This window comes from Alteromonas sp. 5NS40-0096 (assembly GCF_057544385.1).
Window position 1 is genome coordinate 306,872 of record NZ_BAAJLQ010000001.1, and the last position, 15,013, is coordinate 321,884.

Annotated in this window: 12 protein-coding genes; 8 read left to right on the top strand and 4 right to left on the bottom strand. The window is 42.8% G+C overall.

Features of this window, described 5'->3' with window-relative positions:
- Window positions 1-12 precede the first annotated feature (12 nt).
- On the top strand, window positions 13-786 hold the full coding sequence (locus tag AC27G9_RS01465; RefSeq protein ID WP_487070278.1) for a glycosyltransferase family 25 protein: 774 nt from the start codon (window positions 13-15) through the stop codon (window positions 784-786).
- Window positions 787-877: 91 nt separating this feature from the next.
- Window positions 878-2,263: a hypothetical protein gene (locus AC27G9_RS01470; RefSeq protein WP_487070280.1), complete on the top strand. Its 1,386-nt coding sequence runs from the start codon at window positions 878-880 to the stop codon at window positions 2,261-2,263.
- A gap of 48 nt (window positions 2,264-2,311) precedes the next feature.
- Here the strand turns inward: AC27G9_RS01470 and AC27G9_RS01475 are convergent, their stop codons facing one another.
- Window positions 2,312-2,995, bottom strand: coding sequence for an FMN-dependent NADH-azoreductase (locus AC27G9_RS01475; protein WP_487070282.1), 684 nt, complete (start codon window positions 2,993-2,995; stop codon window positions 2,312-2,314).
- A gap of 134 nt (window positions 2,996-3,129) precedes the next feature.
- On the opposite strand from AC27G9_RS01475, the gene AC27G9_RS01480 reads away from it, so the two are divergent.
- Window positions 3,130-3,984, top strand: coding sequence for a LysR family transcriptional regulator (locus AC27G9_RS01480; protein ID WP_487070284.1), 855 nt, complete (start codon window positions 3,130-3,132; stop codon window positions 3,982-3,984).
- A gap of 262 nt (window positions 3,985-4,246) precedes the next feature.
- Here the strand turns inward: AC27G9_RS01480 and AC27G9_RS01485 are convergent, their stop codons facing one another.
- The gene (locus tag AC27G9_RS01485) at window positions 4,247-5,359 is read right to left on the bottom strand and encodes an energy transducer TonB (RefSeq protein WP_487070286.1); all 1,113 of its coding nucleotides are present in this window, start codon (window positions 5,357-5,359) and stop codon (window positions 4,247-4,249) included.
- Between the two features lie 189 nt (window positions 5,360-5,548).
- On the opposite strand from AC27G9_RS01485, the gene AC27G9_RS01490 reads away from it, so the two are divergent.
- Window positions 5,549-6,727 (top strand): iron-containing alcohol dehydrogenase, encoded by a 1,179-nt coding sequence (locus AC27G9_RS01490; protein WP_487070288.1) that lies wholly within the window; start codon window positions 5,549-5,551, stop codon window positions 6,725-6,727.
- 40 nt (window positions 6,728-6,767) lie between these two features.
- Here AC27G9_RS01490 and AC27G9_RS01495 read toward each other — a convergent pair whose 3' ends face one another.
- Window positions 6,768-7,961 carry a serine hydrolase domain-containing protein gene (locus AC27G9_RS01495; RefSeq protein ID WP_487070290.1) on the bottom strand — a complete coding sequence of 398 codons (1,194 nt, stop codon included), beginning with the start codon at window positions 7,959-7,961 and terminating at the stop codon, window positions 6,768-6,770.
- A 254-nt stretch (window positions 7,962-8,215) separates the two neighbouring features.
- Window positions 8,216-8,461 (bottom strand): hypothetical protein, encoded by a 246-nt coding sequence (locus AC27G9_RS01500; RefSeq protein ID WP_487070292.1) that lies wholly within the window; start codon window positions 8,459-8,461, stop codon window positions 8,216-8,218.
- Between the two features lie 282 nt (window positions 8,462-8,743).
- Between AC27G9_RS01500 and AC27G9_RS01505 the strand changes: the two genes are divergently transcribed.
- From AC27G9_RS01505 to AC27G9_RS01520, 4 genes are all read left to right on the top strand, one after another.
- Window positions 8,744-9,955 (top strand): serine hydrolase domain-containing protein, encoded by a 1,212-nt coding sequence (locus AC27G9_RS01505; RefSeq protein ID WP_487070294.1) that lies wholly within the window; start codon window positions 8,744-8,746, stop codon window positions 9,953-9,955.
- A 322-nt stretch (window positions 9,956-10,277) separates the two neighbouring features.
- Window positions 10,278-12,122: a hypothetical protein gene (locus tag AC27G9_RS01510; RefSeq protein ID WP_487070296.1), complete on the top strand. Its 1,845-nt coding sequence runs from the start codon at window positions 10,278-10,280 to the stop codon at window positions 12,120-12,122.
- Window positions 12,123-12,628: 506 nt separating this feature from the next.
- A complete protein-coding gene (locus tag AC27G9_RS01515; RefSeq protein WP_487070298.1) occupies window positions 12,629-13,192 on the top strand; it encodes an AlbA family DNA-binding domain-containing protein in 564 nt (187 codons plus the stop codon).
- 122 nt (window positions 13,193-13,314) lie between these two features.
- Entirely contained in the window at window positions 13,315-15,012 is a 1,698-nt protein-coding gene (locus AC27G9_RS01520) for an ATP-dependent nuclease (protein ID WP_487070300.1), read from the top strand.
- Window position 15,013 lies beyond the last annotated feature (1 nt).

The window sequence follows — 15,013 nt, forward strand, 5'->3', positions numbered from 1 at the left end:
GTAATATATTTAATGACACAGATTAATCAAAGTGATCTAGCAGTGTTGAACGAGCATTTTGATCATATATACGTGCTAACCCTTGAACATGCGAAGGATAGACAAGAAGACATCAAGGTGTCTTTAGAAGGCTGTAATTGGTCATTCTTTTTTGGTTTTGACAAAAAGAACCTTACAGAAGAACAGCTCACCGATGGCAAGATATATGACGATCGAACACACAGAAAAACCAAGCGCACCAGTCGCTCGATGAAGTTGGGCGAGGTAGCCTGTTCTTTATCACATAAAATGATGTATCAGGACATGCTTGATAATGGGTACGAGCGCGTATTGATTCTAGAAGATGATGTATTGCCTATCCGCGATCGCATCAAACAACTTTCCTCTGAATTGCAAGAGATTCCCCAAGATTGGGAAGTACTGATGCTCGGCTATTACGGTGAGAAATTGCCCAAGCTAAAATATAAAATGCAGCAACAGCTCTATCGAGTTTTCCGCGCATTGCGTATGTTTAACTGGCATCATGTACCCAAAAAGTGGATTGATACGATTTGTATGTCACCCGTGTCAGATTCTTGGTACGACATTGGTAAAGTGTTAGGTACGCACGCATACGCTGTAAATCGTAGTGCGGCGCAAAAGTTTATTGATTATCAAACGCCGGTTATTTTGCAGGCGGATAGAATTTTTAATTACTACAAAGCGAATTACCCACTAAAAGCCTATGCGCCTAAGCGGGTCTATTTTACGCTCTCTGAGCTCAGTCAGGAATCGTACATACAATAATCATGTTTGAGTTGGGCGCTGTAATCCTGTGATTTGGCGCTTGCTCACACCAGTGTATTTAAGCTTTGTTGTTCGCTTACAAGGAGTGTAAATGATGAAGACAACATTACTGATGGTCGCCGCTCTATGTATCGGAATATTGATTGGGCGCTATCTCACGCCTGCGGAAATCGGTGACTTATCACCATCCCTTTCTCAATTCACCACTGTTGAAAATACACATTCTGAGTCACTCGATGTCAGTGAACCGGCATCAGGGCTAACGGCGTCTTTGCCATCGGTTAGACAGTGCACACCAACTGCGAATGCAGGCTCTCAAACCGCAGGTATTGAGACCGTGGATTCCGCCTACGACGCGCTAACCGAAATGGAAAACAACATAGAAAGAATGGCCAATGGCGATTTAGGGCTATTGATTGAGGCGTATTTTAGTGTAGAAAATCTCAGCGAAGCACAAAAATTAGATTTGGTTAAAAAAACGCTAGATGAGAGTGACAAAGACGGGATTAAAGTTGGTTTAGTGCTTACGTCTCTCGCGAGAACGAATCCAGAGCTGGCTTATCGCGAAATGTTGAGTTACTCAGACCCAGAAAAAGGCGGCAATATGGCTGTGGATGTCTTGTCTATTTGGGCTACAAGCGATCCTGATCGGGCGTTTAAGGAATTACTCGCACTTGAACAACAAGAGGGCGCGAATTATCGCAAAGCTCGAGCGCTAAATGCGATTTTTTCGACCATCGCAGAAAATCGAGATACTTCAAAGCTTATTCACTTTCTGGGACAAATGTCTGACGACGTTGATGAAGAGATGGTCGATAAGCAATCCGCAGTAGGCAGTTATTTGTCGAATCTAGAGAGTGGCGTTGAATTTGCCGATGTCTACTACACCTTGCAACTTGCTGGAGAGGAAAGCCGAGTGCTCAATACTGTATTGACCTCTTGGGCAGGGCAGTCAGCACAGACCTTAATTAATCAAATTCCGCAAGGCGTTTTGGATGAGATAGATGAGTATTCTATTCGTATGCTATCGAATCAAATGCTTCGCTATGATGACAATGTTGCATCTAGAGATGCGGCTGAATGGTTGATTAGTCATGCCAGTGCAGAGGAGATGCAGGCATTCAGTGAACAAATAAGCGATGCATGGGTGAGTTCCTCTCCCCGCGATGCGATTCGATGGTACGAAAGTCAAGACAATTACTCCGAACGGCACAAAGCCAGTCTGTTATCCATGGCAATATACGAAGAGAGTGAATACGTGATTGAACAAATTCCGACACTAGAGTCAGAGCAATTGCGAAGGAGTGTAAGTTTCAGAGTGTACCAACAGTTAATAGACTCAGACGAAGAAAAAGCCGCTGTATTTTTGGAAGCTTCTCCTTTCAAGGACACCATTGTCGCTAGGTTAGAAAAACAGGATCAGAACAGGACCCTACGAAGAGCAGGTTTGTTTGATCCTGAAGATTACTGCAATTGATAAAACTGAAAATACGTTAGATGCAGCATCGTTAATGCGGTTTTGTCGTTACGATGTCTGATGGCTCAAACTGTTGGCCAATACTGAAGCAATTTCAACGGCTTTATTCTTAGCCATTTGTAATGATTGTTCATGTCTGTGGTCGGCAAATTCCTGGTATTCAGACGCTATCTCATGGATATGTTTTACGCCTAAATACTTACTCAAGGTGCGCAAATGAGGCACAAGATGATTGGAGTCTTCGTTAATACCACCTTTTTCAAAACCAAATTCACCACTTGAAGTAACAATGACTAAAGTTTTGCCAGAGAGTAGAGGCGATAACGGTTTGTCGCCGCGGGACAAATCGAAATCAAAGGTTTTGTTGATTCGTATGATTTGGTCAAACCAAGCCTTTAATTGTGCTGGCATGCCATAGTTATACATTGGTGACGATATCACTATCAGATCTGCTTTTACTACTTCAGCGATCATTTCATCAGATAGCGCCAAAATTTGCTTTTGCTGAGGTGTTCTTCGCGCTTCAGGGCAAAATACCGCACCTATCCAATCTTGAGTAATGTACTGGGGCGGTTCAATACCGACATCGCGATAAATATATTCATCTATCTTACCTTGCTCTTTAAGCGCTAAAATCAATGTGTTTGCTAATTTTTTCGAAATCGAGTCGTGTTCGGGGTTTGCATTCGAAATGGCTCTAACACTTGAGTCGATATGTAAAATAACGGTCATTTTGGACACCTGTATGAGTGAAGTTTCACCGCTATTGTTCAGCTTTGAAGGGGTTGGAGCAAACGACTAAAATACATTTACAGATGAGTAAAACTCATCTATTTTGAGGTTTTTATTGTCAGAAGAGAAAACCGATGCAAGTTTCTTTGCCTGCACTAAAAGCATTTGAATCCGCTGCAAGGCTTGGTAGTTTTAAAGCGGCAGCTAGGGAATTATCCATTTCGCCAACGGCAGTGTCTCATCATGTAAATAAACTTGAGCATCGACTAGGCATCACTTTATTTGTACGTACTGTGCGAAAAGTCACTCTTACCGAGCAAGGCAAAGAACTGGCGACAGCGACTAGCCATGGTTTTCAAACAATCGATACTGCGATTAAAAATGTCGCCGCAAAAGAGGAACAAATCAGTGTGGCAACGACGTCATCGTTTGCTGCTTTGGTACTCATACCTGCGCTTCAGGCGTTTTATGAGTGCTATCCCGATATGTCTGTCAACATCACGAGCGGTGAGAGTATTGATTCGAACAACTTCACTCTACCTGTTCGGCTCGGTGAAATTGACAAGCAGCCTTGTTCTGATGTGCTTGTACACGAGCGGTTTAATCTGTTTTGCGGGCCTAGCACTGGGGCAAAGTTAAATCGACACGAACGAATAACGATTTACACCACAGATTGGAAAAATAGTTCCTTACCAAAAGTCCCATTGCAAGCATGGCTACAGCATAACAAATTGGAAAAAAACCAAATTGATGTGAAGTATTTCGACCAAGAGCTGTTTGGCATTCAGCAAGCCCTTTTGGAAAAAGCCTATGTATTTTGTTCGAGAACACTCACGCGAGGCTATGTTCAATCGGGATTGTTAACCGAATTAAACACACAAGCGATTAGTTCGCAGTTGTGTTACTACTTAGCGAACAAAGACACGCACCTCTCCCGGAAAAACTACATGTTCATCGAATGGTTAGAAAAGTTACTTCATGAGGACTAAGCGCCAACTATTGGTAGCATAGCAATTCTTGACACATTTTCGTCTAGATTACAAAGGGCGTTACATTAGCTTAATGTGCGTGGGGTAGGGAAATATGTGTGTTTACAAAAGTTTCTAGCAACGAAGAACAAGCCAATAAAATTGGTCATTTGGGGCTAGCAGTCGCCCTGCTTATTTTGTGTTAACGATAGAAGGAATACTAACAAAGCCAAGCCGAGAACTTCCCGGCTTGGTTTGACTATTGGATGTCAGTTGTTGAGCTTTAGACCTTACCAACTTCAACGAGATCGAACTTGGTGCCTTCGTCACCTTCCACAAGTACTTGGCATGCGCCCCAAGATTCTGGGATATTCCAGATATTGCCCTCGGCAACGGTGAATATTTCACGGTGAGAGTCGCAGCGGACCTCGACAGTATCTAAGCTACCTTCAATGTCAGTGAATGCAAATTTACTGCGAACTAGACGATGGAATTCATTGCCTTCTTCTTGAATGAGCATAGGAACAAAAATATTGTCTTCAGATGCTATCCGCGATTCGATCGTGGTGATGGCGTCTTTGATTTCAAGGTAACGAGGGTTGTCTAGGCCCATTTGTGCAAGTGTTGAAGCTTGATCTAAAGCCTCGGCATATCGACCTGCGTTGGCGCTAAGGATAAACAGGCGCTGGTGGATGTATTGGTAGTACTCTTCGTCAAATGTCGCGTGTTGTGAGTCGTGACTTTTGCTACTGGCTAAGGTTTTGAATAGTGAATCGAGTTCTCTGTTTTCATCCTTTAGGGCATTCGCAATCATCGAATCCAAGCTCCACAGGTAAGCATTTTCATATCGATTACCTGTTGCACGTTTTCTGAATGCTACCATTTGCTTATCAGCTTCTTGCGCTTTGTCTTCGCTGACCAATTCGTGGATTTCGCGATAGGTTGACGCAAACTGACGGGTTGCCCCTGTCGGCCCAGAGAGTACAAAATCAAGCTGTACCATGTTTTGACACGATTGTGTTGGTTCACCGTCTTTTATGGCCGGATTGAATTTCCATTTTTTGATAGCGGCAATGGCTTTTCTACGAAATGCTTTGTCGCCACCAAAATCCTCAACGACGGGATCGACTACGTTACCTTCTTCATCGATAACATAGCTCATTCGGACCCAACCTTCTCGGCCATGCCTTGCTGCTTCTTTGGGGTAGGTCGGGCTTTTTCTGCTTTTTATCGTTGCTGGGGTAAATGCAGAGAGGCTTTTTACTTCTTGAGCAGGCACTTCCGCTTTCACTCGCTCGAGCTTTTCATCACACGGAAACTTACCTTCTTGCGCGGTAACCAATGGCGTCACTAGTAATGCGCTGGTGATTGCGAGGTGACAGATTGATAGTTTCATACATCGTCCTTGTTCTTAATCCTTTGAGCTTAAATTAAAAGCGCTTTTACGCTCAAAGTCAATAATAGTAGGCGCTACAGCCTAACTTATAACCTCCAATTTCAGTAATTGATTGGTAAATCAAAATGTATTCATCAACACTGTAAAGCAGAGTGGCGGCGAAGTATTAAAAATTGATGAGGCAAGACAATGGCGATAGTACCAAGTACCCAGTTTCAATATCTTAATGTAGCCAATGTGACGGCGGGAACGGGATCCAGTGCGCAGCTTGCCTCATTGTGTCAGCGCGTCGGGATGGGCAAATCACTGCTTTTGATAACAGATAATGGGCTTTATCAGCTCGGCTTACACACGCAGGTAGTGAATAGCCTGCACGAGCAGGGGATTGAAGTGTCAGTTTTTCATGACGTCAGTGCTGACCCCAGTGAGGCTGTGGTTGACTTGGCTGTCGAAAAAGCGAAGTCTATTGCGGCATCTGGGGTAATTGGGTTTGGTGGCGGCAGTTCGATGGATGTAGCCAAAATGGTGGCGCTGCTGGCTCACCCTGACGGCGAGGATACACTGCCATTAGCGTACGGCGTTGATAACGTTAAAGGCAACCGCTTGCCTTTGATTCAGGTACCTACCACAGCAGGAACGGGTTCAGAAGTCACGCCGGTTGCTATCATTACAACCGGTGACACTACAAAGAATGCCTGCGTGTCATCGGTATTGATGGCTGATGCTGTTGTACTCGATCCTGAACTTATCAAGAGCGTACCTCCTGCGATTGCGGCCGCAACTGGTGTTGATGCAATGGTTCATGCCATAGAGGCCTACACCTCGGTTATTAAGAAAAACCCCATGTCTGATTTTGCCGCTAAGCAAGCACTAGCGTTGCTCAATGGCAATATCAGAGCCGTGTGTAGTGAACGCCATAGCGACACGCAGCGTTTGCACATGTTAATGGGCGCCATGTTAGCTGGGCAAGCGTTTGCAAATGCACCTGTTGGTGCCGTTCATGCGTTAGCCTACCCACTGGGTGGGCACTTCCATGTCTCTCATGGTAATAGCAATGCTTTGGTATTGGTTGCCGTAATGAAATTCAACGTGGAATGTGCCGTAACAGAATACGCCGAACTCGCAGACTGGTGTTTAGGGCCTGAAGTATCGTTGAATTGTGAGGAAAACGCCGAGCGGTTTATTCACTACCTTGATAATTTGTTGAATGAGCTCGCAATCCCTCGTCAGCTTAGCGATTACGGCATTTCGCGGAAGGACCTACCGCAATTGGCAAGAGATGCGATGGCACAGACCCGTTTACTTCAAAACAACCCCCGTGAAATGAGTGAACGTCAAGCGCTAGCGATCTATGAATCTATTTTGTAGGCAAAGGGAAGTGGCAGGCCTAAACAGGCCTGCCGTGGGATTATTGCGAGATCAGCCCCGCTAAGACTTGTCCCATCAAGTTGTCGACTTGCACCCTACAGCTGTCATAACCATTGCAATTGGCAAACAAGGTAATGGTAGTGTCGATATCTTCAATGTACATGTGCTCTGTTTTGTAGCCAGCTTCATCACCACCGTGGTGATACACGGTAAGACCATTCAGTTTACCTCTAAACATACCCATACTGTATTGGGCAAAAAGAGGGTTTGCTTCATTGGTCTCTACCCAAGCGTCCTCCGCCATTAGCATGTTGCGCGTGCTCGAATCAAGCGGCGAATCCACATTGACTATTGCTTCCATCAGCGATGTCATTTCTGCCACATTACTTGCCAGCGGTGCATCTGCCACACCGACATTGTCGTAAAAGGGTTTAGTGTTTGTGAGCTCATCGTCAAATAGGGTATAGCCCGAGATGATATCGCCTTGCTCGTTTTCGATACCATTGTAATAGGTGGTGTTCATCCCGATGACATCAAGTACTCGCTCGCGCAACGCCAAGTGATGGTGTTCACCTAATACTTCATCCATGATCAGGCCTGCCAATAGGTAGCCGGTGTTGGAGTATTGAAAATCGCTTCCCGGCTCAAAGTAGGCTGGCTTGTTTAGAATAAATCTCAAGGCATCGATATCCGTTTTTAACTCATCGATATTGCCGATACCCGCTTCAAACCACTCTCCAGCAGTATCGTCGTCTAAATAGTCATGGAGTCCGGCAGTGTGATTCATTAGCTGACGGATTGTCATCGATTCGCTGTGTGGAATTTGATCCAGTAAAGTTTGTGGAAGCCAGTTAGCAATCAGGCCATCAATATCCAGCAGCCCCTCGTTGTGCAATGAGGCAACAAGTAGAGCAGTGGCTTTTTTCCCAGCGCTACCGGCGGGCATGAGAGAATAGCTTTGCATTGGGCTTAAAGAGTCGGTATCGGCCACGCCCGCAGCACCAACAAAATCAATATCTGGGCTTGAAATAGACAAGGCAATACCGGGTACCGCGTCACCGGCAGCATCGTCTAGCATAGCCTGAAAATCTGGCGTACTCGGTGCGGGAGCCGGTGTGGGCGCTGGATCAGGTGTTGGTGTGGGAGTGGGCCGATGGTTGTTGCTTCCACAGGCGGATAAACCCACTATTGATGTGACAATGAGTACAGTTTTAATCGTGTTGAGCGTTATCATTACATAATCCTTTAAACGAAAGTGAACGCAAAAAGCCGCCTTTGCGACTTTGTGCAGTGATTTAGTTGGCAAGGAGTGTAATGTTGAGAAAGTGAAATTAGGGTAAAGCTTTGTCGATAAGCGTAATGACCTGTAATGAAATGTAGTAACCGGTCAACTCAAGAACCAAAGTGCAAAGCACGGCAAAGCCGCTAACCGACCAGCTGACTGCGGCTTTTTTAACAAGTGAGTCTCAGATTTGGTTAGCGACTGAATTATCGCTTTTTAGGTAGCCTCGCTTTAGAACATGCGGCTTTTTGCTTTTTGAGTTCTCTGAGTTTGTTTCTCAGCCTTTCGCCCTCGCGACTATCGTAGCCGTTGCGCATTCTCGAATTTATGTTGTCAATTTCATCGAGTACAGCTTGGCAACGAATTTCAGAGGGCGTGAAGCTCCCGCGGGCATACACAGTTGTTGGCAGGGTCGTAATAAATAAGATGATTACCATCGTCCTGATAAACATAAAACACTCCTTTGTGAATTAACACTGCTTAATATAGTTGAGCAAATATCGATATTAGGTGTGAACAAAAATACTTACGTCTGACGCTGTAGAACCACGTCCAAATCAGCTTGTAAGCAAACGCCGTTGACTTATAAAAAGTGAATAGAGATGGGAGTTTCTCTCAATGCTTTTTGTCTTAAACAGTGATATTTCAGCAAAACGTCAGGCGTTAGTCATGTTTTTATCTTTAAAAGGCGTAGGTTAAAGCCCACGAATTTACTCATTAACACGAGGTAAGACATGGGAAAGCGTCTAACACTAACCTGCACGCTAGCATTGGCGTGCACCGCTCTATTTTCTGCTGTGGCAAACGCAGGGGAAGGAGCACCTCCATACGCGCAAGCGTCTGAGAAAGATAAAATACACTGGCAACACTTTTCAGAGTTAGCAGTGCTTGAGACACCTTACATGAGTTCAAAACCAGTAGACCTTGCTGATGGAATAAAGGTGGGAAGTTTGCAAGAACAACAAAACAGTAAAGTGTTAGTTGAGAGTTTTGCGAATGAACTGGCAACCGGTAAACACGGCAATTACGATAGCTTACTAATTGTCAAAAACAACGAGCTGTTATTTGAATCTTATTTCTTGCGGGGCCGGGTTGATTTATCACATCCTCAATCCTCCGCGACGAAAACTTACACCAGCTTGGCACTTGGCCGAGCAATGCAGCTGGGCTACTTATCGATGGCAGATCTAGACCGCCCTTTAACCTATTTCCTTAAAGACCTCGACCCATCGAAATTTGCCGAGGGTGCGAAGGACATCACACTGCGCCAGTCATTAACGATGACAACTGGTATTCGCATCAGCGAAGAAGGGTGGGACGCACTGCAAGCAGACCCATCAAAAATCAAAGGCCAAAATGAAGTACAAGCGATATTTGAGCGTACTGCTCCCATCACAGAAGCGTCGAGAACATTCAAGTACGGCACCGGGCCGCAGTTTGTTATGCAAGTTATCGAGGCAGTCGTCCCCGGAACCGCCCAAGCCTTCATAAAAACCGAATTACTCGATAAACTGGGAATTCAAAACTACGGCTGGAAAACCGCTGCTAGCGGCCTACCTGAATCTGGCTGGCGGGTTAGCCTAACCTCTCGAGATATGGCGAAAGTAGGGTTACTGGCTATCAATAATGGAAAATGGCACGGCGAAAAACTCATACCAAAAGCCTACATAAAAGAAGCGACAACAAGGCATTTGTTTAACGGCGATGATGATATCTTTGGCGGCGGTAAGGACGTCAAAAATCAGGGGTATGGATTTTTCTGGTGGGGCACAGACTTACAGTCAGCCGGAAAAACGTATGAAGCGGTGTCAGCACAAGGTGGAGGAGGAATGTTCATCTTTCTGATACGAGACTTAGACTTAGTAATCGTCGTAACCGCACATCATCGAGAGCATGACACCCAGCAGTTAGTGGCGGAACGTATCATCCCAGCATTCATTCAGTAGTTTCAGCTCTGCGAGTACTGCTGGTGAGATACTAACGAAAAAGCCACGCTACGGCGTGGCTTTTCGGGTGTTGGCGGAAGGCAGATTAGCTAATCTTTGAGTGCTAAACAGACTCAGTAAAGTGGTGACCGAGAACCGGCTACTTTTTTTGGTTTCGCTGCGACAAATTTGCTATCACTAATTCACAATCATTTAATCCACCATTTTTTGATCTGGATTCGCAATATTAGATATCGGGATACTTGTCGATTGCGCTCTTGGTTAGTATTGTTTAGTCTAAGCTACAGCAGGAAGCATATATGTAAAGTTCAAGGAATGAATAGTGAAACTATCAAGCATACTAAGTACAGTTAACCAAGTAGAAAAGTCCAAGTTCATTAACGGGTTGGATAGAATTTGCTCAGAAGCCATTAAATCTGATAAGCAGTTAGCCAATCGGATTAATCAGATTGATGGACAAATTAAGAATGCTACGAGCAATGACATCATTCAACTTTTCGAATCAGTCCAACCACACTTTGCGCAATCAATAAGAGACCAATTGGCAATGCAGGGAGCACGGGCAACGCTTCTCACAAATATCCTCAGTAGAGACGGTAACTGTATTGCGCGGATAAACTGGGTTGAGTCTCTGTATGCAAAAGAATGGAATCTGATTGATGAGAGAGCAAAAGCGCTCGATTTAGAAATATCAAAAGACGAAAATGAAGAGACATTCTCAGATATAAAGAGAATGAAAATATACAGAGCTTGTCTTGATGAAGCCTTCACAAATGATGAAAAATTGAATCGAGAGGCAAAAATTACCGATGATGAGCGCGGCATTCTTAACGTGCTGGCAAAGCAACTCGATATTTCTGCTGATGATCAAGCGGCTATTGAACATCTAAGCGATCCTATTCCCAAGGATGGTGTAGCAGATGCGATAAATTCCCTAAGAGAAATTGGATTAGTCTTTGTCAGTAAGAAACGGCACACGGTTTATGTGGCTGATGAAGTTGTCTCAATCTTAAATCACATTCAAGGAAAGCAACTTGCCGAGAAACACACCCTCAGAATTCTAAGAACGTTCTCTGACGCAGAACTATCGACTGTTTTAAAGAATCATAGAAAGCCAATTAGAGGCGTCGAAAGAGCTGACAAAATAAAGAACATCTTAAGAATGGGGTTGTCGACAGAACAGTTGCTCAAAGATGACCTGTATTCTGCTGAAACTAATTTGTCTGATAAGAAGGAACGACTAAAAGGCGTAATTGCGGATTTAGACTTACCACTTGATAAACTCGGAACAACGCTTGATGAGCGTTGCTATCTCATAGTCGATGCTTTGAACTCAAGCGCTGAAAGTGAGTTCAATACTCTCAGTGCAACAGGATTTAAAGAGCTATTCAGTTCATTGCAAGAACACTTTCCTGCTTTACCTGATGTCCTTCGTAACGAGTTTGAGCTTGAAGAGCAGGACGAATTGGATGTTGAAAAGCTGAGGGCGCTAAGTATTACGCCGCATGATATTTTGTTCATGCTTAGTAATGACGAAATAAAGTCAGTAGTAGAGAGCATGGGACTGACAAAACGCGGAAACAATAGACTCAATATTTTAAATAGTTTTGCCGATGCCACAGATAAACTGATTGAAAACTATGAGTTGTTGGCTAAACGCGATTTGAATGGTTTGAAAGCCGAAAATATAGACATATCTGAAGCGGATATCGGAGTAAAGTTTGAAGAAGTTACCAAAGCCATTTTCGAACAATTGGGGTTGGATGTTGATGAGGACCTAAGGCGCTCGATTAACACTGCAAAAGATCAAGCAGATGTGATTATATCGCTAAGCGACGATGACGTAATTATTGGCGAAGCCAAAACCTGTAAAAACGGTGATTTTGCCAAGTACAGTTCTACATCTAGGCAAGTAAAAGCCTATGTGAATCGCTGTGAAAACGCGGGGAAAAGAGTTGCTCAGGTTCTTATTGTCGCACCTAGCTTTTCAGAAGACTTTGTTGAGTCAGCCGAAATGGATACAGAAGTAAATATCTCTTTGCTCTCTGCTGAGGGACTCAAAAAGATTTTTGACGCATTTAAAGCGAGAAGAAGCCCTAAATTTTCAGCTAAATTATTCACCAAAGGTGGATTATTAAAAGCGGATTTGATTGCAAAAAATATTTAGTTTGAACGGGAATGATGTAATTTTGCTTTGTGTCTTTTATGCATTAGTGGAAACCGCTTTTAGGTCTGCTAAGTACGTAAAGCAGCCCCTCGCTACCGGATAATTCGATGGGCTGCAATGAGCGAGAAGCGGAAGAAAACAGCTAGCGGTTTAAATAAAGGATAATTGCCCATAGCGGAGCTTCTTAACTCATACTTGAATCCCATCAAATTAGCTAATATCAAGTAAATTCATTTCTTCCTGAATTACTGAGAGTTCTCAGCAAATACATATAGTCAGGGTAAATATTAGCTAGTTCATTGTTTTAAAATCTTTTTACTTAACATGAGCACCGTTATTACTAAGAATTCACAGAAACACTCAAATAAATCATTGGAAACTGACTCATAATAAGGTGTAAGGTATTGTTATCAATAAATTATGTTGGAAATTCAGGGATGAGTGAGGCTGCGTATTACTGAGAATTTTCTATAATAAGATGTTAGCCATTGAAAAGGATGTTTTTTATGGAAGAAAATATTTTTAACATTATTGAAAGAGGTGAGGACAATGAAACTGAATATCTTCCTTCAAACGTAACTCCTAGAAACTTATCTAAAGTTATTAGTTCGTTTGCGAATGCTAGCGGAGGTTTTATTGTTCTTGGTGTTCTTGAAAACGGAAATCATATTCAAGGCATTGATGAAACGCTCGCAAATGTAATCCTACAGAAAGCAAGAGATCTTTTAAGCAATGTAGCTCTAGAAGCTTCTTACCATAGAGTACGCGGCCCACTATCCGTATTATTAATAAAAGTAGAAAAATCGAGTTCACTCTCTACCTGCCATGAAGGTGCATTTATTCGCGAAGGCGAATCTATACGCCCAATGTCAGTTGAAGAAATCAAAAGAGCATCTAGTCAGAACAATTTGGATACCGAAATAATAATACAAACACTGGCAGAACAAACTGAACTAATAGAGAAAATGAAGAACGATCAAGCGAATAATAATAGCTTAAAATCAAAAGCTATCGACTACTTGGTGGGTGGTCTAATCGGGGCGATTTTGGGAGCGCTGATCAGTAGCTAACAAAACGCTGTTGGCACTCCCTTAGGTCGCTGGGACGCGAACACGTCATTTGCAGATCCACAGCAAAAAGTTTAAAAGTGGTAATTGGGCTAGCCCTGCCATTGTCTATTAGGAATAATGATTTGAAAATAAGTAAAGTGCATTTGGAAGGGTTTAGGAATTTTTCCAATTCGATTATTAACTTTAACAAGAACACTTTAATTATTGGCGCTAACGATGTGGGGAAAAGCAACTTGCTCCATGCGTTAAGAATACTGCTAGACAAAAGCTTATCTGAAGTGGATATCGAGCCAAATGAGCTTGATTTTCATATTAATTCGACCGGTGTTAGTGATGAAATATCAATTACCGTAGAGTTTTCAGATATCACGGAAGACGCTGTTGTTTCGGTTCTCAAGGGAAGCGTCGGTGAAGATAATGAAACCTTTTTAAGATATACCGCAGAACGTAGCGGCCTAAGTTATAAGCTATTTATTGGTCCTTCAGTTGATAATTTACAGGAAATAAGCAGTCGTTTTTATCTAAAGCACATGCACTTAAAGTATATTGAGTCTCAACGTGATTTAGAAAGGTTTATCCGCAAAGAAAAGCGGCAGCTGTTAAAGATTGCTCAAGAATCACTTTCTGACGAAGAGAGGCAAGAGGATGATGATTTACTTGGTGAGATCAGCAGTGACTTAGAAAGCCTCAATGATAAAGTGTCTCAATTAGTTTATGTAGATAAAGCAACAAATGACGTTAATGACGAACTAAAGAAATTAGCCCATCATTATGCTAATTATGAGGTGCAACTTGATACGGGTGCAATTCAGGTAAATGACTTTATAGAAAAGCTACAGCTTGGTGCTAACACCAATGGCTCTAACGTGATGCTCGGTGGAGATGGCAGAAATAATCAAATACTGTTAGCTTTATGGAAAGCAAAAAGTGCACAAGAGCATGATTTAGAAAACGAAGTTATTTTCTATGTTATCGAAGAGCCAGAAGCACATTTGCACCCTCATCAACAGAGAAAACTGGCAACCTATTTAATTGATGAATTGCCCGGTCAAACGATTATTTCCTCACATTCACCAAAGATAACTGTAAATTTTTCGCCTGACTCTATTATTCGGTTAGTTCACCAAGATTTATCAACGGTAGCTGCTAGTGAGGGATGCTCAGGTTGCATTGAGTCAGGTTGGAAAGATATGAGCTACAGAATGAGTATTTTGCCAGCTGAAGCATTTTTCTCTGACGGTATATTTTTAGTTGAGGGACCATCTGAAATGCTTTTTTATCAGTCTTTATCTAAAGCTTTGGGTATTGACCTTGATTTTGAAAACTTGTCAATTCTTTCCGTCGACGGTATTTCTTTTAAAGTGTTCATATCTATACTTGATGCGCTTCAAATTCCATGGACGATGAGAACTGATAACGATGTTTCAAAAATATCAGGTAAAAATGAATGGCAGCATGCAGGCATTAATCGTTGTTTAAGTCTTATAGGAGAAGACCCACTCGATAGGGTCTATGCCCAATTTTCTTCTCAAGATACTGTGGATAATGGAGAGTGGCAAGCTGCTTCTGATCTGCTGAATGACAAAGGAATATTTTTATCTAAAGTAGATTTAGAAACTGACTTGGTTGAAGAGTTACCTGATGAAGTAAAAACAGCGCTTGGAAAATCTGACAGTGATTCAGCTATCAAGTATCTTCAAGGAAAAAAAGCACTAAGAATGAGAGAGTTGCTTAAATCTATTTCAAGAGACCTTCATAAGCTGAAAACTGGTGAATTAGCAAAACCATTGCACAAGCTAGTAGAAATGAGAAGAGCTTAGT

Excerpts from the sequence above, each read along its gene's own strand:
- AC27G9_RS01515 (WP_487070298.1), top strand. The coding sequence starts at position 12,629 with ATGGAAGAAAATATTTTTAACATTATTGAAAGAGGTGAGGACAATGAA.
- AC27G9_RS01490 (WP_487070288.1), top strand. The coding sequence starts at position 5,549 with ATGGCGATAGTACCAAGTACCCAGTTTCAATATCTTAATGTAGCCAAT.
- AC27G9_RS01470 (WP_487070280.1), top strand. The coding sequence starts at position 878 with ATGATGAAGACAACATTACTGATGGTCGCCGCTCTATGTATCGGAATA.
- AC27G9_RS01480 (WP_487070284.1), top strand. The coding sequence starts at position 3,130 with ATGCAAGTTTCTTTGCCTGCACTAAAAGCATTTGAATCCGCTGCAAGG.
- AC27G9_RS01475 (WP_487070282.1), bottom strand. The coding sequence starts at position 2,995 with ATGACCGTTATTTTACATATCGACTCAAGTGTTAGAGCCATTTCGAAT.
- AC27G9_RS01500 (WP_487070292.1), bottom strand. The coding sequence starts at position 8,461 with ATGTTTATCAGGACGATGGTAATCATCTTATTTATTACGACCCTGCCA.
- AC27G9_RS01495 (WP_487070290.1), bottom strand. The coding sequence starts at position 7,961 with ATGATAACGCTCAACACGATTAAAACTGTACTCATTGTCACATCAATA.
- AC27G9_RS01485 (WP_487070286.1), bottom strand. The coding sequence starts at position 5,359 with ATGAAACTATCAATCTGTCACCTCGCAATCACCAGCGCATTACTAGTG.
- AC27G9_RS01465 (WP_487070278.1), top strand. The coding sequence starts at position 13 with ATGACACAGATTAATCAAAGTGATCTAGCAGTGTTGAACGAGCATTTT.
- AC27G9_RS01505 (WP_487070294.1), top strand. The coding sequence starts at position 8,744 with ATGGGAAAGCGTCTAACACTAACCTGCACGCTAGCATTGGCGTGCACC.